The 20,396-nt window shown below is 47.6% G+C and carries 20 protein-coding genes; 8 read left to right on the top strand and 12 right to left on the bottom strand.

Going from position 1 to position 20,396, the window contains the following annotated elements; genetic code table 11:
• Window positions 1-180 precede the first annotated feature (180 nt).
• From RA156_RS13445 to RA156_RS13435, 3 genes are all read right to left on the bottom strand, one after another.
• A complete protein-coding gene (locus tag RA156_RS13445) occupies window positions 181-402 on the bottom strand; it encodes a DUF2795 domain-containing protein (RefSeq protein WP_306640784.1) in 222 nt (73 codons plus the stop codon).
• 132 nt (window positions 403-534) lie between these two features.
• The gene (locus RA156_RS13440; protein ID WP_306640783.1) at window positions 535-1,077 is read right to left on the bottom strand and encodes a cob(I)yrinic acid a,c-diamide adenosyltransferase; all 543 of its coding nucleotides are present in this window, start codon (window positions 1,075-1,077) and stop codon (window positions 535-537) included.
• On the bottom strand, window positions 1,074-4,073 hold the full coding sequence (locus tag RA156_RS13435) for an adenylate/guanylate cyclase domain-containing protein (RefSeq protein WP_306640782.1): 3,000 nt from the start codon (window positions 4,071-4,073) through the stop codon (window positions 1,074-1,076). Before RA156_RS13435 ends, RA156_RS13440 begins: the two co-directional genes overlap by 4 nt.
• Window positions 4,074-4,147: 74 nt before the next feature.
• Here RA156_RS13435 and RA156_RS13430 point away from each other — a divergent pair, with 74 nt between their 5' ends.
• From RA156_RS13430 to RA156_RS13415, 4 genes are all read left to right on the top strand, one after another.
• Window positions 4,148-4,597, top strand: coding sequence for a deoxycytidylate deaminase (locus RA156_RS13430; protein ID WP_306640781.1), 450 nt, complete (start codon window positions 4,148-4,150; stop codon window positions 4,595-4,597).
• Window positions 4,598-4,607: 10 nt separating this feature from the next.
• On the top strand, window positions 4,608-6,317 hold the full coding sequence (locus RA156_RS13425; RefSeq protein ID WP_306640780.1) for a S41 family peptidase: 1,710 nt from the start codon (window positions 4,608-4,610) through the stop codon (window positions 6,315-6,317).
• Between the two features lie 48 nt (window positions 6,318-6,365).
• A complete protein-coding gene (locus RA156_RS13420) occupies window positions 6,366-6,968 on the top strand; it encodes a superoxide dismutase (protein ID WP_306640779.1) in 603 nt (200 codons plus the stop codon).
• Between the two features lie 63 nt (window positions 6,969-7,031).
• On the top strand, window positions 7,032-7,688 hold the full coding sequence (locus RA156_RS13415; RefSeq protein ID WP_306640778.1) for a 2-C-methyl-D-erythritol 4-phosphate cytidylyltransferase: 657 nt from the start codon (window positions 7,032-7,034) through the stop codon (window positions 7,686-7,688).
• On the opposite strand, the gene RA156_RS13410 is transcribed toward RA156_RS13415, so the two are convergent.
• A complete protein-coding gene (locus RA156_RS13410; RefSeq protein WP_306640777.1) occupies window positions 7,685-8,659 on the bottom strand; it encodes a CPBP family intramembrane glutamic endopeptidase in 975 nt (324 codons plus the stop codon). The genes RA156_RS13415 and RA156_RS13410 overlap by 4 nt on opposite strands.
• 52 nt (window positions 8,660-8,711) lie before the next feature.
• Here RA156_RS13410 and dusB point away from each other — a divergent pair, with 52 nt between their 5' ends.
• Window positions 8,712-9,716, top strand: coding sequence for a tRNA dihydrouridine synthase DusB (dusB, locus tag RA156_RS13405; RefSeq protein WP_306640776.1), 1,005 nt, complete (start codon window positions 8,712-8,714; stop codon window positions 9,714-9,716).
• On the opposite strand, the gene RA156_RS13400 is transcribed toward dusB, so the two are convergent.
• The 6 genes from RA156_RS13400 to RA156_RS13375 form a co-directional block, all read right to left on the bottom strand.
• The gene (locus tag RA156_RS13400; protein ID WP_306640775.1) at window positions 9,697-10,908 is read right to left on the bottom strand and encodes an FtsX-like permease family protein; all 1,212 of its coding nucleotides are present in this window, start codon (window positions 10,906-10,908) and stop codon (window positions 9,697-9,699) included. The genes dusB and RA156_RS13400 overlap by 20 nt on opposite strands.
• A gap of 33 nt (window positions 10,909-10,941) precedes the next feature.
• Window positions 10,942-11,646, bottom strand: a complete 705-nt coding sequence (locus RA156_RS13395) for a class I SAM-dependent methyltransferase (protein ID WP_306640774.1) — start codon at window positions 11,644-11,646, stop codon at window positions 10,942-10,944.
• 84 nt (window positions 11,647-11,730) lie between these two features.
• Complete coding sequence (gene rbfA, locus RA156_RS13390) at window positions 11,731-12,069, bottom strand: 30S ribosome-binding factor RbfA (protein ID WP_306640773.1); 339 nt, start codon at window positions 12,067-12,069, stop codon at window positions 11,731-11,733.
• A 41-nt stretch (window positions 12,070-12,110) separates the two neighbouring features.
• Entirely contained in the window at window positions 12,111-13,307 is a 1,197-nt protein-coding gene (gene hflX / locus RA156_RS13385) for a GTPase HflX (protein ID WP_434064845.1), read from the bottom strand.
• A gap of 15 nt (window positions 13,308-13,322) precedes the next feature.
• Complete coding sequence (locus RA156_RS13380; RefSeq protein ID WP_306640771.1) at window positions 13,323-13,619, bottom strand: c-type cytochrome; 297 nt, start codon at window positions 13,617-13,619, stop codon at window positions 13,323-13,325.
• Between the two features lie 23 nt (window positions 13,620-13,642).
• Window positions 13,643-14,092 (bottom strand): hypothetical protein, encoded by a 450-nt coding sequence (locus RA156_RS13375; protein WP_306640770.1) that lies wholly within the window; start codon window positions 14,090-14,092, stop codon window positions 13,643-13,645.
• A 140-nt stretch (window positions 14,093-14,232) separates the two neighbouring features.
• On the opposite strand from RA156_RS13375, the gene RA156_RS13370 reads away from it, so the two are divergent.
• From RA156_RS13370 to RA156_RS13360, 3 genes are all read left to right on the top strand, one after another.
• The gene (locus RA156_RS13370; RefSeq protein WP_306640769.1) at window positions 14,233-15,486 is read left to right on the top strand and encodes an imelysin family protein; all 1,254 of its coding nucleotides are present in this window, start codon (window positions 14,233-14,235) and stop codon (window positions 15,484-15,486) included.
• Between the two features lie 70 nt (window positions 15,487-15,556).
• Complete coding sequence (locus tag RA156_RS13365) at window positions 15,557-16,945, top strand: di-heme oxidoreductase family protein (protein ID WP_306640768.1); 1,389 nt, start codon at window positions 15,557-15,559, stop codon at window positions 16,943-16,945.
• Window positions 16,942-18,030 carry an imelysin family protein gene (locus tag RA156_RS13360; RefSeq protein WP_306640767.1) on the top strand — a complete coding sequence of 363 codons (1,089 nt, stop codon included), beginning with the start codon at window positions 16,942-16,944 and terminating at the stop codon, window positions 18,028-18,030. Before RA156_RS13365 ends, RA156_RS13360 begins: the two co-directional genes overlap by 4 nt.
• A gap of 1 nt (window position 18,031) precedes the next feature.
• Here the strand turns inward: RA156_RS13360 and RA156_RS13355 are convergent, their stop codons facing one another.
• Window positions 18,032-18,895 (bottom strand): hypothetical protein, encoded by an 864-nt coding sequence (locus RA156_RS13355; RefSeq protein ID WP_306640766.1) that lies wholly within the window; start codon window positions 18,893-18,895, stop codon window positions 18,032-18,034.
• Between the two features lie 112 nt (window positions 18,896-19,007).
• Complete coding sequence (gene gdhA / locus RA156_RS13350) at window positions 19,008-20,351, bottom strand: NADP-specific glutamate dehydrogenase (protein ID WP_306644185.1); 1,344 nt, start codon at window positions 20,349-20,351, stop codon at window positions 19,008-19,010.
• Window positions 20,352-20,396: the final 45 nt, after the last annotated feature.

Raw genomic sequence — 20,396 nt, 5'->3', positions numbered from 1 at the left:
GTCCCCATTTCTTTTTACCTAAACTTTCGCGATTGGTGGTTAGTCTTTGGTCTTTAGTCCTTGGTTATTAGATGGATAACTAAAAGAAAGAAGAACGGACGCCGGACGCCGGATGCCGGTAAGAGGTACAAAAAAAGCCCCCAAAAGGAGGCTGTTTGAGTCCTGACTAAAGCGCAGGAGTTAATACTCGTCTTCGTTAAAGAAGAAGTCTTCTTTGGTCGGATAGTCAGGCCAAATCTCTTCGATACTCTCGTAAGATTCTCCTTCATCCTCAATTTGTTGCAGGTTCTCCACTACTTCGAGCGGAGCTCCGGTGCGCATGGCAAAATCAATCAGCTCATCCTTGGTAGCCGGCCATGGCGCATCTTCCAAATAGGAAGCTAATTCCAAGGTCCAATACATAGCACCAATGTTTTAAGGGGTACTGTAATTCAGTACGCAAAAATATATTTTTAAACTTTCGAGCCAAGGAAAATCGAATGAACTTCAAATAAGCTCTCAATCAACACAAAATCAGTTCGTTACGAACGTGATTTATGGCGTCCATGGCGTCTCTTCCACTCGCAAGTCGTGTGCCAACTTCCTCGAAAGGACGAAAAAGTAGTCTGACAAGCGATTCAAAAAGCGAATCATGTCGCTTTGCACGTAGGACGTTCGAGCAAGGGTAATGGTTGCCCGTTCAGCACGTCTACATACACATCTTACGACGTGACAATGCGAAATAGTTACATGTCCGCCAGGTAAAACAAAGTTCTTTAACGGGGGAAGTGTGCTGTCCATTGCATCCATCGCAGCTTCCAGAGCCTCAATGCGTTCGACCTTAAATGCAGGTAAGGTCATTTTATTCTTCTCTGGATCACTCGCCAGGTGACTTCCGATCGTAAACAGGTCTTCTTGGATTTGAATCAGCTCTGCTTGAAAGGCATCTGTTCCTTCTTGATCTCGCAACAAACCAACGTTGGCATTCAGTTCGTCGAGTGTGCCGTAAGCCTCAATGCGGTCGTGGTCTTTCGCTAGTCGCGTTCCTCCAAGGATACCTGTGGTTCCCTTGTCTCCGGTTTTCGTGTATACTTTCATTTCTTTTCGTCTACTACAAAGTACATCTCAAGTTCCCCTTTGTTCTTTGCCTGAATCTTTCCTCTTGATTCACAATTGAAATGCTCCTTGACCAATTCGAAGGTGCTCGCGCTGATATTAATGCGAGCAGGCTCACCACTTGACTCCATCCGAGCCGCGGTATTCACAGTGTCGCCCCAGATATCATAGGCGAATTTGCGTTCCCCTACCACTCCCGCAATCAGAGGCCCGCTGTGGATTCCTATGCGAATATCACATTCAGGAAGTCCTTTCTCTCGGTTTCGTTGGTTGAGCTTCTTCATGCTTTCCAACATGCCAAAGGCAAAACGAACGAGGTTCTCAGCGTGCAATGGGTCTTCTCTCGGGATACCCGTGGCACACATGTAGGCATCACCAATGGTCTTGATTTTCTCTACTCCAAACTCATCACACAAACGATCAAAACTCTTGAAAGCTTCGTCCAGCAGACCAACCAACTCATCGGCAGTGATCTTTTCGCTCAAAGAAGTGAATCCTTTCAAGTCAGAGAATAGCACGGAAGCCCCGTCGTAGTCTTTTGTTTCGGCATATCCCTTTTCCTTTAGCTCCTCAGCAGTGTCTTTAGGAAGAATGTTAAGCAAGAGTGCTTCTGATTTCTCCTTCTCTTGACGAACCTCCTCGGTGCGTTCAAGTACCGTTCTTTCTAATCGTTCGTTTGCACGTCGTAATCGACGAAGGCGGTACTGCACAAAGCCATATACGGCCAAGAACAAACCAATCGCCATCACCGCAATGAACAATGGATTCATCCAGAATGGCTGCTTAATCTTGACAGCGTATGATAGTGGTTCTTCATTCCAGAATCCATCGCTGTTTCTTGCGCGTAATTGGAAAGTGTAATCGCCTGGTGGAATCTGCGGATAAGTATGTGATCGAACCTCTTGAAGGTCTACCCATTCTTCTTCTAATCCTTCCAGTCGACATTGGAATATTAGATCCTCAGGCTGCGAAAGATCGAAACCATCGAAGTCAAAAGAGAGATGATTGGCGTCATAAGGCAAGGTCAGGTCTACGGGTAGTCCAACCTTATTCATCGAGAGGTCATAAACACTCCAATCCACTGATTCGTAGTTCAAGCGTATGCCATCTAAGACAATGCCTGGAGCTTCTTCATTAATGAATGCTCCTTCAGGGTCAAATCGAATCAATCCTTGAGTGGTCGCCAACCAGACGGTATTGGGCTCCAGAAAGTCAAAGATTACATCGTTGATTTGACCATCGATGCCTTCTTCATTGCCATAGCTCTCATGATTCAATACGAATTCCTGAGTTGGGTCAAGCTCAATGAAGTCAATCCCAGCACGCGTCACTACCCATAGGTTTTCTAAAGGGTCAAGATGAAGAGATGAGACGCGCAGATCACTCAAGTAACGGTCGCTGTAATGCTTCACCTTCCCACCATAACGGAAGATTCCTTGGCGTTCCGTCGCCATCCAGACATTGTCATTGGAGTCGATTTCAATGTCAATAATCTTTAGTTCTTCACTTCCTTCAATCGGCAGGATGCCCGCTCTTTTAGGGATGATAACATTGCCCGATTCCGCGATAGCGAAAGCAAAAAGACCACAAGAACTACCTACGAAACACAGGCTATCATTGATGGCGATATCTGTGAGCTCACCACAGGCCAAATCGATGTCAGTCAGACGATCTCCGTTGATTTCAAAGAAGTCTTCAGTCACGAAAGCAGTGGTTTTTTCGTTGCCCACATAGTTCAAAACTGTGGCGTCTTTTGTGAAGGTGTTGAAGCGGTAGATGTCTTGCCAAGCTTCATGAATGAGCACCTCTTGATTGTCTTTCAGCGTGGCGAATGAGGGCTGATTAGCTTCAATTTTAGCTAATGTGGCTTGCACACCTTCATCAGCAATCGGAGGGAGCATTTTCTGAACCTGATCTCCTCTTTTCCATTGATACAAATCGCCGTCAATACTGTTGAAGAACAATAGGCTATCGCCGAAGCTAACAAGGGAAACGACGGAGGTTTCAGGGAAGCCATGTGCCAGGGTGTAATGAGCTGCACTTTGTCCGGTCAATTGACAAATCCCTCCGAAATAAGTGGCGAACCAAAGACTTCCACTCCGATCTCGGTGGATGTCGCGAATTCGATCGTTGCTGAGTCCATTTTGAGTTCCAAAGACCGTGACTTCGCCACTTTCTTCATGGAATTCGAAGGCTCCAATACGGGTGCCAATCCAAAAATGTCCTTGCTCATCTTGCTCGATGGCGCGAATACGAGAGTGGCTGATTACTTCGGGCACCACTTGAACGATCGCCCCATTTTCAATAACCGACAGCCCGTTCTGATGACCTACCCACACTCGACCTTGATTGTCTTCAAAGAGCGCTAATATTCGGTCTTGTAATTCTTCTTCAGAGCGCAGAATGTAGTTGCCATTACTTTGGTTGTATAGCCCGTGATCCGTGCCTATCCAGAACTGTTGTTGGCCATCAACGAGTAGACATCGAACGTTTGATTCGTCGAGTTCATTGATATGTACAAGTCCGCTGTCTTCGCTAACGCGGAACAGGCCTTCGCCTTTCGTTCCCACCCAAAGCTGCTCGTCGAATTCAGCAAAAGCTCTGATTTGAGCGCCACTTACATCATAGGCCGTATCGACACGTTCGAATTGATCGTGCTGCATTTTCCAGAGCCCGCGGTGATCTGTTCCAATGAATAGTTGGTTCGAAGAGTCAAAGAAGAGACTGCGAACGGTATCGGAAGTTAATTCTGTGGTGTGATCCCAGATTTCGAAGTCGAAGCCGTCAAATCTGACCAGTCCGCCGCCTTCTGAACCTACGTAAAGCCTTCCCAATTCGTCTTCCGCGATAGCGTATGCACCATCAGATGGAAAACCAGAACCAGGTCCGAATTGGTTGAACTCGAAGACCTGAGCGGTTCCACCGAAGGTGAAGAGAAGGCTAAAAAGCCCCAAGAGATATGTGGCGAAGTGCTGCATTGCCCTTAAGATTTGCCAAATTACACTCCTGTGATGTGTCTTCACAGTGGATTCAGCTAAATTTACCTTCAATTATGACGGGAGATCTGATCAAGTATACTGATTCGGCGAAACAAGAGCGTTATGACCGCGCATATTTAAAGATGGCGCGCGAGTGGGCGAAATTGTCTCATTGTCAACGTAAACAAGTTGGAGCGTTGATTGTAAAAAATGGGATGATCATCGCGGATGGGTACAATGGTACACCTTCTGGTTTCGAAAATGACTGCGAAGACTGCGATGGTGATACGAAGTGGTATGTGTTACATGCTGAAGCGAATGCGATTACAAAAGTGGCGCGTTCGAACAACAGTGCGGAAAATGCCACACTGTATATCACGTTATCACCTTGTAAAGATTGCTCGAAGTTGATTCTTCAAGTTGGAATCAAACGAGTGGTGTACATGATTGAGTACAAAGATGACAGCGGGTTGCAATTCTTAAGGCAAGCCGGCATCGAATTGGTTCAGATTGAGGAACCATAATTTGAAATGAATGAGTGAACGTATCAATGATATTATGAACGAGGAACCAAAGCGTGGTCGTTCGGCTTTTCAGCCACTGATCTATGCTATCCTTGTTGTCTTAGGAGTGTATATCGGGAGTAACTTCTCCGGGAATAGCACTTTCACCCACCGTCCAGCGGCATCGGAGAATCCAAACAAGTTGGTGAACATCATCAACAAGATCGATGAGATGTACGTGGATTCCGTAGAGAAGAAGGCACTGATCGAAAAGGCGATCAACGCCATGTTGGAAGACCTCGATCCACACTCTTACTACATTTCATCAGAAGAACTGGCGTCGGTTCAAGAGCCGCTCCAAGGAAACTTCGAAGGAATTGGAGTAGAGTTCATGATCCAAAAAGATACCCTCGTAGTGGTGTCGCCTATTCAAGGAGGTCCGTCTGAAACGGCCGGGATTCGCGCAGGTGACCGCATTGTTGAAGTCGACGGTGAACACATTGCAGGAATTGGATTGACCAACTCGAAGGTCATGGAAGTTCTGAAAGGCGAGAAAGGAACAAAGGTAGATCTCAAGATCCAACGCCGCGGAACGGATGATATCCTTGACTTTAATATTACGCGTGATCGTATTCCAATCTATAGCGTAGTAGCGTCAACCATGGTTGAGCCAGGAGTAGGCTACATCAAACTCACACGCTTTGCGAAGAACTCTTACGAAGAGTTCATGATGGGTATGGCGAAGCTCGATGAAGCTGGCGCTGAAAGCATCATCTTCGACCTACGTGGAAACGGCGGTGGATACCTTCATGTAGCCATCCCTATGGTAGAAGAATTCTTGGAAGACGATAAGCTGATCGTATACACAGAAGGGGTGAATTCTCCGCGAAGTGAATACCGATCTCAACGTCGTGGACGATATGCAGACAAAGACGTAGTGATCCTGATTAACTCAGGTTCTGCAAGTGCAAGTGAGATCATGGCAGGTGCCTTGCAAGATCACGATCGCTCCATTACCGTCGGTCGTCGCTCCTTCGGAAAAGGACTCGTTCAAGACGAGATTCCATTGCCAGACGAGTCAGCTTTACGTTTGACAGTGGCACGTTACTACACACCTACGGGCCGTTCGATTCAGCGTCCGTACGGTGAAGAAATTGATTACGACAACGATTACAATGATCGTTACGATAGTGGTGAGCTATACTCGGAAGAGAAGATCGAACTCAATGACAGTTTGAAGTTCACCACCCCTAAAGGACGCATTGTCTATGGGGGAGGAGGAATTACTCCGGATGTCTTTGTTCCGATTGATACGATTGGAGCGAGCTGGTATTTTTCTGATTTAAGCTACGCTGGAACCATTCGTAGATACGGATTTGACTATTCAGATAGCCACCGAGATGAACTATCAAGCTACTCAGATGTTGAATCATTCCTGAAAGGATTCAAGGTCACGAACGTGATGATGGAAGGCCTCTTCAAAGCAGGAGAAGAAGATGGGTATGAGCGCGATGAACGCGCCATTGCAGAGAGTGGTGAAGTGATGAAGATCCGCCTGAAAGCCCATATGGCTAAGAACCTTTTTGGAGATGAAGCATACTACCGCGCCTTGCTCGAGGATGACAATGTGTATGATGCGGCGCTGGAAGTAGCAAGAAATTACAAGGACTACGCTATCGTAGATGGCGAATTGACCTTACTTTCGGCCACGGAAGTGGAGGAAGCGATGACAACGAATTGATACTTTTGACACTTAAACCCTAATATCAACCTTATAAATCCAGAAAATATGGCTTTTGAATTACCACAACTGCCTTACGCATATGACGCTTTGGAACCGCACATGGATGCGCGTACCATGGAAATCCACCACTCGAAGCACCATGCAGGCTACACAAGCAAATTGAACGCAGCAATCGAAGGAACTGACATGGCAAACATGTCTATCGAAGATATCTGCGCGAATGTTGGTGATAACACAGGTGTTCGTAACAACGGTGGAGGTTACTACAACCACAACCTATTCTGGTCAGTAATGTCTCCAAACGGAGGAGGAAATCCTTCAGGTGACCTTGGTGCAGCGATTGATGCGAAGTTCGGTTCATTCGATGCATTCAAAGAAGAGTTCTCAAAGGCTGCAGCTACACGCTTCGGTTCAGGATGGGCTTGGCTTTGTGTAAAGAATGGTGAGCTAGAAGTATGTTCTTCAGCGAATCAAGATAACCCACTGATGCCAGGAGTTGGATGTGGTGGAACACCTATCCTAGGTCTTGACGTTTGGGAGCACGCTTACTACCTGAACTACCAGAACCGTCGCCCTGACTACATCAGCGCGTTCTTCAATGTGATCAACTGGGACGAAGTAGCAAGCCGTTACGCTGCTGCGAAGTAATCCTTTGATATAAAATTGCAGAAGAGGCCATCCACTGGGTGGCCTCTTTGTATTTTGCAGCATATGAAACGACACACGATCATCGTCGCCGGAGGAATTGGTAAGCGCATGGGCTCTGATTTACCCAAGCAGTTCATTGTGGTCAAAGGACTTCCTATCCTTGGTCACACCTTGAATGTGTTCCATTCGTTTGATCCGGAAATGGAATTGATCGTCGTATTGCCAAGCGATTGGCAAGATTACTGGAAGAATGAGTGCGAGCAGTTCAATCTGCCTGCCCATCGCGTGGTTGACGGCGGCAAGGAGCGTTTTCATTCAGTACTCGAAGGCCTCAAAGCTTGTGCTCCTGGCAGTCTCGTCGCTATTCATGATGCGGTTCGTCCGCTCGTTTCCGTTGACACCATTGCTCGTTGTTTCGCTAGCGCGGAATCGGAGGGTGGTGCGGTGCCGGTAATCGCGGTGAATGAAAGCCTGCGTCAGGTTAAAGGAGACCAAAACAGCCACGTGGATCGTGCAGACTATCGAGTGGTTCAGACACCGCAGTGTTTCCGTTACGATGAATTGATCCGAGGTTATGATGCCGGATTCCAATCCCATTTTACTGATGATGCGAGTGTATACGAATCACTTGGGAAAGCGGTAACCATGGTCGAGGGGAACGTAGAGAACATCAAAGTGACCTCTCCGATGGATCTAGTATTGCTGGAAGGATTGATCTAAGCCTCTTCAGCAGGCTTGGGAGGAGGAAGGTGATCCTCAATGGTCTCATAGGCGAGATACGCCTCTTTGAACTTCGGCCATTTCGAACGTTGAAGTATCGCAAAGAATAACAATGAGAAGATGATCGCTGCAACCAACACGTTCAACCATGTATATGATTCAGCTTCCATCTGTGCCACATCCAAGTTGTTTTTGGCAGCATAGAAATGGGCAACTGCGGCGGAGCCATTGTGGATGAAATGCGCAAAGACGGCTGTCCAAATACTTCCAGTAGCCATCACCAAATAACCGAAGTACACACCTAATAATAAGCGTGGTAAGAAGCCGTAGAACTGCATATGTACAGCGCTGAAGATGGCTGCGCTTACCCAGATTCCAATGTGGATGTTCTTGCTTGACTTTGCAATCAACGGCATCAAGGTTCCTCGGAATAAGAACTCTTCACAGAGCCCCGGTAGGAAGGCGATCACAAATAAATTCAAGAGTAGGTCTGTGGTCGATGTACCCGCTAAGAGTGCCTCGGTGGCTTGTGCCGCCGACTCTTCCATTGGTTTGAAAAGCTCTTCGATCCAACCGCCTTCTGGGATGAGGGCCAGGTTGATTTGATAAGCCGCATCAATCAATGGGAACGAGAAAAAGGCAAGGATGGGAACCAATAGAATCGTCAACGCCGGACGACCCGTCATAAAACGGTTGATCGACTTCCACCCAAAAAGAATCCCGAATAGGATAGCCGCTCCGAAGAACCCAACCAGTTGATTGGCTGCGTTCATTACGCGCAGGCTGCATGGCCCCCAATCTTCATTCACACCTTCCATAATCTTCGTGAGATCGTCCATGCTCATGCCGCAGGTGGAGGTGGCGATAACGCCCCCAACAGCCACTGACACAGAGATCATCATGAGCACAATGCAGAACAGCATCATGATCTTCATGACTGGATTCATCGTTCTAAAGACCGTTCGTATCACTTCGAGGGAAGGTATTTCGTAAATTTGCTTCGAATTTGGCCAATTTACTTGGATGGTGAAAATCGCAGACATAGAGATCGGGGAATTTCCTCTGCTACTCGCTCCGATGGAAGACGTGAGTGATCCGCCGTTCCGCGCGCTTTGTAAGAAGCACGGAGCAGACGTGATGTACACGGAGTTTATTTCTTCGGAGGGATTGATCCGCGATGCAGCCAAAAGTGTTCAGAAGCTCGATATCTTCGAATACGAACGTCCCGTAGGGATCCAAATCTTCGGGAGCGACATTGAGTCAATGAAGCGTGCTACGGAGATCACGGAGTCAGCCAATCCAGACATCATCGATATCAATTATGGTTGTCCGGTGAAGAAGGTAGCCTGTAAAGGTGCAGGAGCTGGTATCCTCCAAGATATTCCGAAGATGGTGTCGATGACGAGTGAGATTGTCAAGTCGACAAAACTTCCGGTCACAGTGAAGACCCGTCTCGGATGGGACGAAGACACCAAGTACATTGTTGAAGTAGCTGAACGTCTGCAAGATGTGGGCATCAAAGCCATCTCCATTCACGGACGTACGCGAAAGCAGATGTACAAGGGTGACGCTGATTGGACCTTGATCTCTGAGGTGAAGAACAACCCCCGCATGCAGATTCCTGTGTTCGGAAATGGAGACGTTGATTCACCAGAACGCGCCGTTGAATACCGTGACCGTTGGGGAGTAGATGGCATCATGATCGGACGTGCCAGCATTGGTAATCCGTGGGTGTTCAATCAGATTAAGCACTTCATGAAGACCGGGGAGCACTTGGCTCCTCCATCCATTTCAGATCGTGTAGATGCTGCCCGCCAGCACTTCGAGATGGGTGTGGAATGGAAAGGTGAACGCCTTGGAATCGTGGAGATGCGTCGTCATTACGCGAATTACTTCAAAGGCATTCCACATTTTAAAGATCACCGATTAGCTCTCGTCACCTTGGATACAGTTCCTGATATTCTAGGGAAGTTGGAAGAGATTCGAGAGCTCTTCAAAGATTTTGATTTTACTGCGCAAAGCGCTTGATCAGGTAGCGAACCATAAAGCTCGAGAAGACCGAGCCGATGATCAAGACAGTGGCCATCACCCCAATCACATCTAAGAATCGAATTTCGACCGGGTAGAACTCAACAATCGACCCCTGCAATCTCAGGATGCCCACGTATTGCTGCAACAGGCAAAGTGATAGTCCGAGGAAGAGACCAATTCCTGCTCCAATCACGTTGATGAGAATTCCCTGATTACTGAAGATTCTGCGGATATCTGTAGCAGTCAATCCAAAGCTCTGAAGGATGAAAATGTCTTTACGCTTCTCAATGATCAGCATGGTCAAGGAAGCCATGATATTGAAGGCCGCAATGATCATGATGAAAGCTAGGATCAAAAAGGTGGCCCACTTTTCAGAGCGGTTCGTCTGATGGACCAGTGCGTTTTTGTCGTAGCGGGTTTGTACGAGGTAACCTTCGCCTAGCGCATTCATGACAACCTCCTTTGCATCTTCAGGGTGGACCCCTTCCGCGATAGCGATAGAAAGCTGACTCACTTCAGTATCGTAATCAAATAGCTCCTTGGCATAGTCAAGAGGGGCAATGATATACTTCACGTCTAACTCTGCATTCACACTGAAAACAGCACTGATAAGAATAGGCATGGTATTCAGCGCCTTCTCTTTATAACGACTCAATTTCTTGCCCCGAATAGGTGCAGAAAGCGTGATCATCGAGTAATCTTCGGGATGGAAGGGGATGCCTAGCTCACTCTGAATTCCATAGCCGGTAATAGCGCAGGGTAGGCCATCACGATCTAGGTTGTAATCACCGTAGGCCAGTACTTCTTCAATGTCTGTTACCTCCTTGAATACGGTATCAACCCCCAGCAAAGTAGCCACACTTGGTTGGCCGTCGTAGCGGATGATGACATCGTCTTCTAAGGTTCGACTGATGTAGTCTACTTCCGGAAGTACTTGCAAGTAGTTGATCAGTGAATCGTTTGCTGCGAAGACCTTACCCTCTGCGGGAGTAACGGTGATTTCAGCGTCGAATGAGGTGAATAGGTCAGCCACCAAACTCTCAATTCCGTTAAAGGCAGAAAGGATGGTGATCATGGCTGTGGTCACAGCAGCAACTACCAGCATCGAAATGCCGGAAATGACATTGATGATGTTTCTTGACTTCTTTGAGAACAGATATCTCCTGGAAATAAAGAATGGTACGTTCACGAGCCGAAGGTAAGACCTTGTAGTGGAATCCGCCTACTTTCTTGCGAGGAGGATGATGCCTTCTCCGGAAAGATGGGCAGTATGGCTATCAAGCCAGTTCAAAATAATGGCCGTTGGAATCGCCAAAATGAAATAGAAAGGAAGGATCAGCAAAAATAGACGCGACATACGCAACAAACGCAGTGGAAGGGTTACCCCAAGTCGTTGCGCCCATTGGCCAGCTTTACCGCCCGTGAAGTGAGCTTTGACATGATGAAAGCCTGACTCCTTCAGCATCTTTTTAATCTCCTCGATTTGGTAACCCGGACGACTAAAATCATCACCCTTTTCGCACTTCGCTTTGAACTTGCGGTTGACCGTTGTGATCATGAGTCCACCATCTTTCAGAGCTCCATGCATGTGCTCTACGGCTGATTCGTCGTTTTCGACCTTCTCCAAAGTTTCAGTGCACAAGATGAGATCGAATGCTTCGTCAGCCTCCAACTCTTCAATAGACATGGTGCGGAAAAGTAGGTTCTTGCGTTTTGTGTCTCTTACAAAGGCATTCCCAGAACACACATGGCTTTGCTTTTGATCGATGGCAAGCACGCTGTACTTGTCGCGCTGGCAACTAAGCCAATAAGCATTGTGCCCGAAACCTGTTCCGGCATCGAGGATGTGTGCTTTGTCTGGAGCATTACGCATCCACTTCCGAAGTTCGCGGCGAACGTGCCAGCTTTTCACCGTCAACCAGTCCATGATGTGAAAAAGCCCTCTCCTTAGAATAGGTGAGCGCCCACAAATCTGGGATACTGATGTTCGGATCTCTTCGGTGTGCATTGCTTACGAGTTGAGCAGTCGGTCGATGTCGTCGTAGTAATCAAGACTATCATCTACATAGAACTGCAGCTCTGGCATTCTACGTAATTGCTTACCAACCGTTTCAGCGAGCTTTTTTCTGATGAGCCAAGCTTGACCTGAAACTGCTTCTAGGTCGCCTTTAGGATCTTTGGAAGCCATGAAGCTGAGGTAGACTTTGGCCACGCCAAGGTCTGGTGACATACGAACGATGGTCACAGTAATGAACCTTCCTCCAAACATGAATGATGACTCACGTTGGAAGAATTGAGCGAGTTCTCGCTTCAAAAGGCTTGCGATTTTTTCCTGACGGATTCCTGCCATTATGCAAAGATATAGACGATAGAGCTTTAAGCTCCAAGCAATTAATAAAGGAAGTTGTTGTAAGGATAGCGTTCCTGATGAATCACTTTCACTTTTTCATAGAGTACGTCTCTCAGTTCTTCAAGGTTCGTACGCTCTTGTGCTGAGATGAAAACCACCTCTAGATCACTGTGTTTTGCCATCCAGGTGCGCTTCAAATCCTCCAAGTTGAAGATGGTTGGATTGTCTTCGTCGAAGTTCGGCTCTACATCATCAGGGTTCGGAAATTCAAGGGCATCGATCTTATTGAAGACCACGATTGTTGGCTTTGTTCCAGAACCAATGTCGTTCAACGTGTCACTCACCGTTGCCATTTGATCTTCAAAGTTCGGGTGTGACACGTCTACTACGTGAACCAGAATGTCCGACTCACGCGTTTCATCCAAGGTTGACTTGAACGACTCAATCAATTGGTGAGGTAGTTTACGAATGAAACCTACCGTATCTGAAAGAAGGAAAGGTAGGTTCTGAAGCACCACCTTTCGCACCGTCGTATCGAGGGTCGCGAAGAGTTTGTTCTCAGCCATCACCTTGCTCTTCGCCAGAATGTTCATGAGCGTAGACTTCCCTACGTTCGTGTATCCAACGAGGGCTACGCGTACCATGGCTCCGCGATTTCCGCGTTGCGTCGCCTTTTGCTTATCGATTTGAGCGAGGTCTTTCTTCAACGCTGAAATCTTATCGCGAATGATACGACGGTCAGTCTCGATCTCCTTTTCCCCAGGTCCTTTCATTCCGATACCCCCTTTCTGCTTCTGAAGGTGGGTCCACATGTTCGTCAGACGCGGCAAGAGGTATTGATATTGTGCCAATTCCACCTGAGTCTTCGCATGGGCGGTACGCGCACGGGAAGCGAAGATGTCAAGGATAAGGTTGCTACGATCAAGAACCTTTACATCCTTGATCTCACGTTCAATGTTTCGAAGCTGCGTAGGGCTCAACTCATCGTCGAAGATAACCATGTCGATTTTACGATCATGGCAGAACTCTCTGATTTCTTCTAGTTTCCCTTTTCCAACAAAAGTTTTGTTGTCAGGGTGTTCGAGTGATTGAGTAAAGCGTGCAAGGCAATGAGCATCAGCCGTTTTAGCAAGGAATTCCAGCTCGTCAAGGTATTCTTCCAAATGCTCCTTGCGTTGGGATTTCGTTACCAAACCAACGAGCACACAGGTCTCTTGGTCCTTTTTCGTTTCGATCATCTGTGCCATTGCGGCTTATTCAGTAAAAGCTTCGATATACTTTGCTACGGCTTTGATTTCAGCAGTAGACAAGACTTCTTTTTGCGGAGGCATCGTGCCTTTTCCGTAGGTAATGAGTGCGACACGCTCTTCGAAAGTCTTGGTGCTCTTCGTAAGGTCAGGAGCACCGCTAATCATGAGCTTACCGTCTGCTCCGTGGCAGAGGGCACACTTCATGGTGTAGATCTTCTGAGCGTCGGCTTCTGAGACAGTCGACTCAAAGTCTGCAGCTGTTGGCTTATCATTTCCGCCGCAGGCGAAAAGTAGAGCCACAGGCAGACAAAGAAAGAGTTTTCTTAGAACCATCCGTAAGCTTCAAATCCGCTTCTGAAAGGCCAAGGAATACCAGCCAAAATCAGAATCAACGCGATGAGGTAAAAGACAAATACGCGTTTGTTCGCTTTCTTATCGTCTGTTTTGCGCTTTGCTCCTGAGTAACCCATCGTTGCCACAGCAATAGCCAAGATCATCAAAAGCAAGTGCTCCATAGTGAAGAAACGCAGAAGGGTATTCGACATCATTCCTTCCGTTCCCCATTGACCAGCCCATCCTTTGAGGAAGTACAAAGCCAAACCAATGAGCAACTGAATGTGCAACCCGATCATTGTGAACATGGCGAGTTTCTTGATGCTTGCGAAAGGCTTGCCACTGCTGCTAGCTGCGTAAGCACGAACAATTGAGAGTACGAGAAGCACGAGAATAACCCATCTGAGGGCACTGTGCATGTGTTGAAGTCCTGTTTCCATTGGGCGCAAAGATAAGCAGGGTGTTCGGATCGATTGCTAGAACTCCCTTAAATCATTGATTCAAATTACCTTAAAAAGGGCATTGCATCTCTAATTGTTCACTCGGAATTTTGCACACGGATAATTATGACCTTTGACGCATGAATGTTTTTCGATTGACAGGATTCTTAGGACTCGCGCTGGTTGTGGGTTGTGGAGATGGAGACCAAGGAGGCGGCTGCACCGATCAATTCGCAGTGAACTACAACGCAGAAGCTACAGTTGACGATGGATCGTGTAAATACGATGCAGACGGACCCTTTTCTGTTGACAAGCAAGCCATTCGTGATACCTACGCTGAAATCGTCTTTGCTTCCTACCAAGATGCACAAGAAGCTGCGAAAGCCCTTCAAGCATCAATTAACGACTTTGTAGCTGCCCCGGATGAAGATAAGTTTGAGGCGTGTAAACAAGCGTGGCTCGCAGCTCGTGAACCCTACGGACAAACAGAAGCATATCGTTTTTCAAACGGACCTATCGATAATGAAGAAGGTCCTGAAGGTTACCTGAATGCATGGCCACTTGATGAAGGATACATCGATTACGTTGAAGGTGCCCCGAACTCAGGAATTATTCATGACCTAGAGATTTATCCATCTCTGGAGAAAAGCTTGCTTCAGCAATTGAATGAGCAAGGAGGAGAAGAAAATGTAGCCATCGGCTACCACGCGATTGAGTTCTTGTTGTGGGGACAAGACGATCCTGAAACCAGCACATTGAAGGCAGGTGATCGTCCGCACACTGACTATGTCAGCGCACCAAATGCAGAGCGTCGCGCTGAATACCTCGTGTTATGTGCTGACTTGTTGGTTGAGCACTTGGGAGATATGGTAGACACATGGAATCCCGAAGGAGGTGAGTACTACCAAGAATTCATGGCTATGGATGTCAACCTTGCGCTCCAACAAATCATCACGGGGATTGCGACCTTGAGTAAATCAGAATTGGCAGGTGAACGCATTTTTGTAGCATTAGATAATCAGAATCAAGAAGATGAGCACTCATGTTTCAGTGATAACACGCACCGCGATATTTATCTGAATGCCCAAGGAATTGCCAATGTATTCCAAGGGAGCTACACTCGTCCGAATGGTGATCGCATTGAAGGAGTAGGCTTCATTGACCTCTTGGCTAAAGTTGATAGTTCGTTGACAGTCGAAGCACATGAAATTACTGCGGCGGCACTTCAAAACTCGCAGCAAATTCCGGTGCCGTTTGATCATTCATTGACCTTGGAAACTACAGGTGGTGACGGACCCATTATGAAAGCGATTCTTTCATTACAGAAACAAGGCGACTTATTCATCGAAGTGCGCAATGCACTCCGCCTTGAGCAGCTTTTGGGAACTTCCTGAGCAAAGTCAAGTTTATAAGCAGACTATGGGCTCGGAGCGGTGTATATTTGCGCGCTGAGTCTCACTGCGAATGAAACAGAAAATCTTCGTCATATCTGCGATTGCTGCGTTGGTTACCTTGGTTGTTCGATGTTCGAATTCGACGACCCAAGTATTTGACCAGCGAGAGTTACTCCCAGGAGGAGCATTGAATACTGTAACCGATAAGTCTGTTAATGCCTTTGGACTGGCTTCTCCAGCGCTAGAGGGAGAGCAAGAGCTCAAATTTTTCGTCGGCAACAGTTTCTTCAATCAGAATTGGGTGTCAGCTCCGGCAAGCACTACCGCTCGTGATGGACTAGGTCCTACCTTCAATGCACACTCTTGTTCTGGTTGCCACTTCAAAGATGGTCGCGGTCGTCCGCCTGCCTTTGAAGGTGAGAAGGGCACGGGGCTCTTGCTTCGATTCAGTAAAGGCGCAAATGGAGATGAGGCCTTGGCGCATTATGGAATGCAACTTCAAGATCAGGCCATTCAAGGTGTAGAGGTTGAAGCCGAGTTTGTGATTGATCATAAGCGGTACAAAGACCGTTACGAAGACGGCTCTACCTTCGAATTGGAAGTACCTACTTACCGCCTTCAGAATGGGGCTTTTGGTGATTTTCCTGCTGACTTGGCTATTTCCCCAAGGGTGGCGCAACAGATGATCGGACTCGGTTTGCTGGAGACCATTCCAGAATCTCGTTTGGATGAGTTAAGTGATCCAGATGATGCGAATGGCGACGGTATTTCAGGACGAAAAAACATGGTCTGGAATGCCTTAGAGGAGCAGTACACCGTAGGCCGTTTTGGGTGGAAGGCCAATCAACCGACGGTGGCTCAGCAAGTGGCAGGCGCTTTCGGTGGAGATATGGGTATCACGACTCCTATATTTCCTGACGAACATTGTCCGGGTGATCAGCTTGATTGCGCTAACGCGGAAACGGGTGGCGAACCTGAGATCTCTCAGGATGACTTTGATAAGGTAGTGCTCTATTCATCGAATCTTGCTGTTCCGGCACCTCGCAATGCGCAAGATCCAGTCGTTATGGAGGGCAAGGCGATTTTCAATGAAATTGGTTGTGCAGGGTGCCACGTGCCTTCGCATACCACCGGGGAGAATGCTGAATTCTCACATCTTTCCAACCAAACTATTTGGCCATACACTGATTTGCTCCTCCATGATATGGGACCTGAACTTGCAGATAATCGTCCTGATTTTGAAGCGAACGGACAAGAGTGGAGAACACAGCCGTTGTGGGGATTGGGATTGATTGAAACAGTTAACGGTCATACGCGGTTATTACATGACGGTCGGGCTCGCTCCATTGAGGAAGCTATTCTTTGGCATGGAGGCGAGGCTGAAGGGTCAGCTCAAGCATTTAAGCGGCTTGGCGCTGAAGACCGAGAAAAAATACTGGCATTCTTAAGATCACTATGACGCGATTTATCCTCTTCCTAGGCGGCTTGTTATTCGTTGCTGGGTGCAATGAACCGGCACCGGAAAGAACTCCAATTGACCGCAATCAGGTTAAGAAAGATTTGGTTCATGGAATGATCCTTCCGGCAAATGCCGAATTCGCTCTGACCGCTTCCGCGCTAGCGAGATCAGTAGAAACACTCAACGATTCGATATCGACTTCAAACTTGTTATCAGCGCAGCAAGCATGGATGGAGGCGCATGCCGCGTGGTCTGCCTGTTCATTCACGCAAGTGGGAGACATTGCAGATACATTCATCCATAACAAGCTATATACCTGGCCAGCGAATGAGCAGTTCATTAAAAAGAACCTTGCAGCAAACGAGACCTTCGGAGAAGATTTTGCCGAAGGCATAGGGTCAAATTCGAAAGGACTTGGAGCCATTGAGTACTTGTTGTTTGGTGATGGAACCACTCCAGCTGAAGAGCACGTGCAGGCGTTGATGGATGATCCGAAACGAGCGTCAATGGCGTTCAGCCTTGCTCAGAATGTACAAGAACGCTCAGCGCAACTAGAAGCGCGATGGAAGGAAGAGGCGCAGGCTTTCATCGATAACCCGCGCACAGGGGTGAGTGGTAGTTTGAATCAACTGGTAAACATGCTGATTCGTGCAACGGAAAATCTCAAAATTCAACAACTGCAACGACCTCTTGGTTTGACCAAAGGTGACGGACCCGATCCAACTGCTGCGCAAGCGTTCCGCAGTGGTGCATCGTTGCAAAGCATTCAACAAACTGTTGCAACGATTAAGCACTGGTACTTCGGAAATGACAACGAGTACTCGCTTGATGAACTCCTTCTCGATCCGGCTTCACTGACCCCTGCTGATGAACAAACGCATCAAAAGGTGCAGAGTGCCATCGCAGCGGCAGAATCAGCGGTAAAGGAAGTCGACGGTTCTTTGGAAGCAGCGTTATTCCATGACCAAGATGACGTACTTACTTTGCACGATAAAGTGGCTGAGCTATACGTCATTCTGAGCGTAGACTTGGCTTCAGCTCTTGGTGTTCAAGTAACCATGGGTGATAACGACGGCGATTCCTGATCTACTCTGGGCAGTCGGTTCCAAACACTTCAAGAAAGGCCAGTAGGTCAGCTACATTATTCAATCCATCGATTACCATTTCGTAAAGACAGTCTTCGGAACAGCCAAAGTCACTCAAGAAGAGGAGAAGGTCTGCAGAATTGATGGTGCCGTCGCCATTGAAATCTCCCGGACAAGTACCTACCACCACTTCAATTTCATCTCCTGAAACTAGAATGTCATCAACAGCGAAAGAAGGGTCGGTCGCTACTCCATCATCGTTGCTGGTCCACAAAAAGCCAATTTGAACGTTGGGGTTTTCGTTGGCAGATGCCGGTAAAATGACTGTTCGAGCAGTCCACTGTCCTTGCGGTGAACAGATTCCGGAGAAGGTTTTGGGTGTTTCGTCTAATTGAGCCCAAATGTTTCCGTCATAGTACCAGACGGTAGCATTGTCTTGTACATTCCCGCCTTCGAGGTAGAGGAAGTTGAGTACGATGTTCTCATGACCGGTACAATCGATTATAGGTGATTCGACGCGTCTATTGGTCGTCCCACAAGGTAAGAGTCCGCAAAACCCGGCGAGGCCTTCATAGTATGCTGCACCTTGGTCAGCTGGAATACCGAGGACTGTTTGATTACCGACGTGCAAGGTTGGGTTTGATCCGCAGGTGGCGCCGCAACCGCCTTCTCCCGTATTGTTTTCCATGGCACTTACGTACCAAACATTGGATGAGGCTTCATTCAGTCCGGTTTCAGTAACCGTCCAATTGCCATTGGGTGAAACATAGGAGGTAACCAGGGTGCCTTGATTGCATCCGATTCCAAAGTCTTCTGAGAAAAGGGTTTGAGCTTGCAGGCTAGCGCCGAACAAGAGACAGGTCATTAGGCCAAGAATTCGCATCTAGTTAAGGATTTCAGATGCTATAAGTTACGCCAGATGAGTGGGAAAAAAAAGGCCACCCGAAGGTGACCTTTTCAATTTTATGATGAAGGGATTAAACTACCCCTTGGTCGATCATTGCGTCAGCCACCTTCACGAATCCAGCGATGTTTGCGCCTTTCACGTAGTCAGTGTGACCGTCAGTTGTACCGTAGTTCACACATGCTTCGTGAATGTCTTTCATGATATTCTTCAAGCGTGAATCCACTTCTTCGCGCGTCCAGTTGTAACGAAGCGAGTTCTGAGACATTTCTAGTCCAGAAGTAGCTACACCACCAGCGTTTGATGCTTTACCAGGAGCGAACAATATTTTCGCGTCAGCAAATGCTTCAATCGCTTCTGGAGTACAAGGCATGTTTGCTCCTTCAGCAACTGCCTTACAGCCGTTTGAAAGAAGTGTCTTCGCCTCGTCACCGTCAAGCTCGTTCTGCGTCGCACAAGGAAGAGCGATGTCACAGTTCACACCCCAAGGACGCTGTCCTTCGTAGTATGTAGCTGAAGCAAACTCTGTAGCGTACTCATGGATACGTCCACGACGAACGTTCTTAAGATCCATGATCCAAGCGAGTTTCTCAGCAGTGATTCCTTCTGGATCGTGAATGAAGCCACCAGAATCAGACATTGTTACTACAGTAGCTCCGAGCTCAGTTGCTTTTTCACAAGCGTACTGTGCTACGTTTCCAGAACCCGAGATAGCAACGGTCTTCCCTTGGAAGCTGTCGTTCTTGGTCGCTAACATGTTTTGAGCGAAGTACACACAACCGTATCCAGTTGCTTCGGGACGGATAAGTGATCCACCCCAGTTCAATCCTTTACCAGTCAATACACCGGTAAACTCGTTGCGAAGACGCTTGTACTGACCGAACATGTATCCGATTTCACGTCCACCAACACCGATGTCACCAGCAGGTACGTCTGTGTTAGGACCGATATGGCGCGCTAGCTCCGTCATGAAGCTTTGGCAGAATCGCATGACTTCGTTGTCTGACTTTCCTTTTGGGTTGAAGTCAGAACCACCTTTACCACCACCCATTGGGAGTGTAGTCAACGAGTTCTTGAAGATCTGCTCGAATCCAAGGAACTTCAGGATGCTGAGGTTCACAGTAGGGTGGAAGCGAAGTCCTCCCTTGTAAGGTCCGATGGCAGAGTTGAACTCAATGCGGTAACCACGGTTAACTTGAACATTTCCTTCGTCATCTAGCCAAGGAACACGGAACATGAGAACACGTTCTGGCTCGATAATTCGCTCCAGGATGCGTGCGTCAGCATATTTAGGGTTCTCCTCGATGAAAGGAATGATAGCCTCTGCAACTTCTTGCACGGCTTGTTGGAACTCAGGTTCATTCTGGTTGCGATCGCGAACCAAATTCATGAACTCTTCAATCTGAGCGTGATGCATTGTTGTTGTGTCCATTCAGGTTATTTTGAACGGCCGCAAAGTTAG

It is taken from the genome of Sanyastnella coralliicola, assembly GCF_030845195.1.
GTDB lineage: Bacteria > Bacteroidota > Bacteroidia > Flavobacteriales_D > Sanyastnellaceae > Sanyastnella > Sanyastnella coralliicola.
The sequence above is the reverse complement of the archived record's forward strand: the minus strand, read 5'-3'. Positions and strand labels throughout refer to the sequence as shown.

Coding starts and splice junctions, on each gene's coding strand:
- RA156_RS13420 (WP_306640779.1), top strand. CDS start 6,366: ATGGCTTTTGAATTACCACAACTGCCTTACGCATATGACGCTTTGGAA.
- RA156_RS13375 (WP_306640770.1), bottom strand. CDS start 14,092: ATGGAAACAGGACTTCAACACATGCACAGTGCCCTCAGATGGGTTATT.
- RA156_RS13395 (WP_306640774.1), bottom strand. CDS start 11,646: ATGGACTGGTTGACGGTGAAAAGCTGGCACGTTCGCCGCGAACTTCGG.
- RA156_RS13435 (WP_306640782.1), bottom strand. CDS start 4,073: ATGCAGCACTTCGCCACATATCTCTTGGGGCTTTTTAGCCTTCTCTTC.
- RA156_RS13430 (WP_306640781.1), top strand. CDS start 4,148: ATGACGGGAGATCTGATCAAGTATACTGATTCGGCGAAACAAGAGCGT.
- RA156_RS13440 (WP_306640783.1), bottom strand. CDS start 1,077: ATGAAAGTATACACGAAAACCGGAGACAAGGGAACCACAGGTATCCTT.
- RA156_RS13355 (WP_306640766.1), bottom strand. CDS start 18,895: ATGACCTGTCTCTTGTTCGGCGCTAGCCTGCAAGCTCAAACCCTTTTC.
- RA156_RS13415 (WP_306640778.1), top strand. CDS start 7,032: ATGAAACGACACACGATCATCGTCGCCGGAGGAATTGGTAAGCGCATG.
- RA156_RS13360 (WP_306640767.1), top strand. CDS start 16,942: ATGACGCGATTTATCCTCTTCCTAGGCGGCTTGTTATTCGTTGCTGGG.
- gdhA (WP_306644185.1), bottom strand. CDS start 20,351: ATGCATCACGCTCAGATTGAAGAGTTCATGAATTTGGTTCGCGATCGC.
- RA156_RS13445 (WP_306640784.1), bottom strand. CDS start 402: ATGTATTGGACCTTGGAATTAGCTTCCTATTTGGAAGATGCGCCATGG.
- RA156_RS13425 (WP_306640780.1), top strand. CDS start 4,608: ATGAGTGAACGTATCAATGATATTATGAACGAGGAACCAAAGCGTGGT.
- RA156_RS13365 (WP_306640768.1), top strand. CDS start 15,557: ATGAAACAGAAAATCTTCGTCATATCTGCGATTGCTGCGTTGGTTACC.
- hflX (WP_434064845.1), bottom strand. CDS start 13,307: ATGATCGAAACGAAAAAGGACCAAGAGACCTGTGTGCTCGTTGGTTTG.
- RA156_RS13370 (WP_306640769.1), top strand. CDS start 14,233: ATGAATGTTTTTCGATTGACAGGATTCTTAGGACTCGCGCTGGTTGTG.
- rbfA (WP_306640773.1), bottom strand. CDS start 12,069: ATGGCAGGAATCCGTCAGGAAAAAATCGCAAGCCTTTTGAAGCGAGAA.
- dusB (WP_306640776.1), top strand. CDS start 8,712: ATGGTGAAAATCGCAGACATAGAGATCGGGGAATTTCCTCTGCTACTC.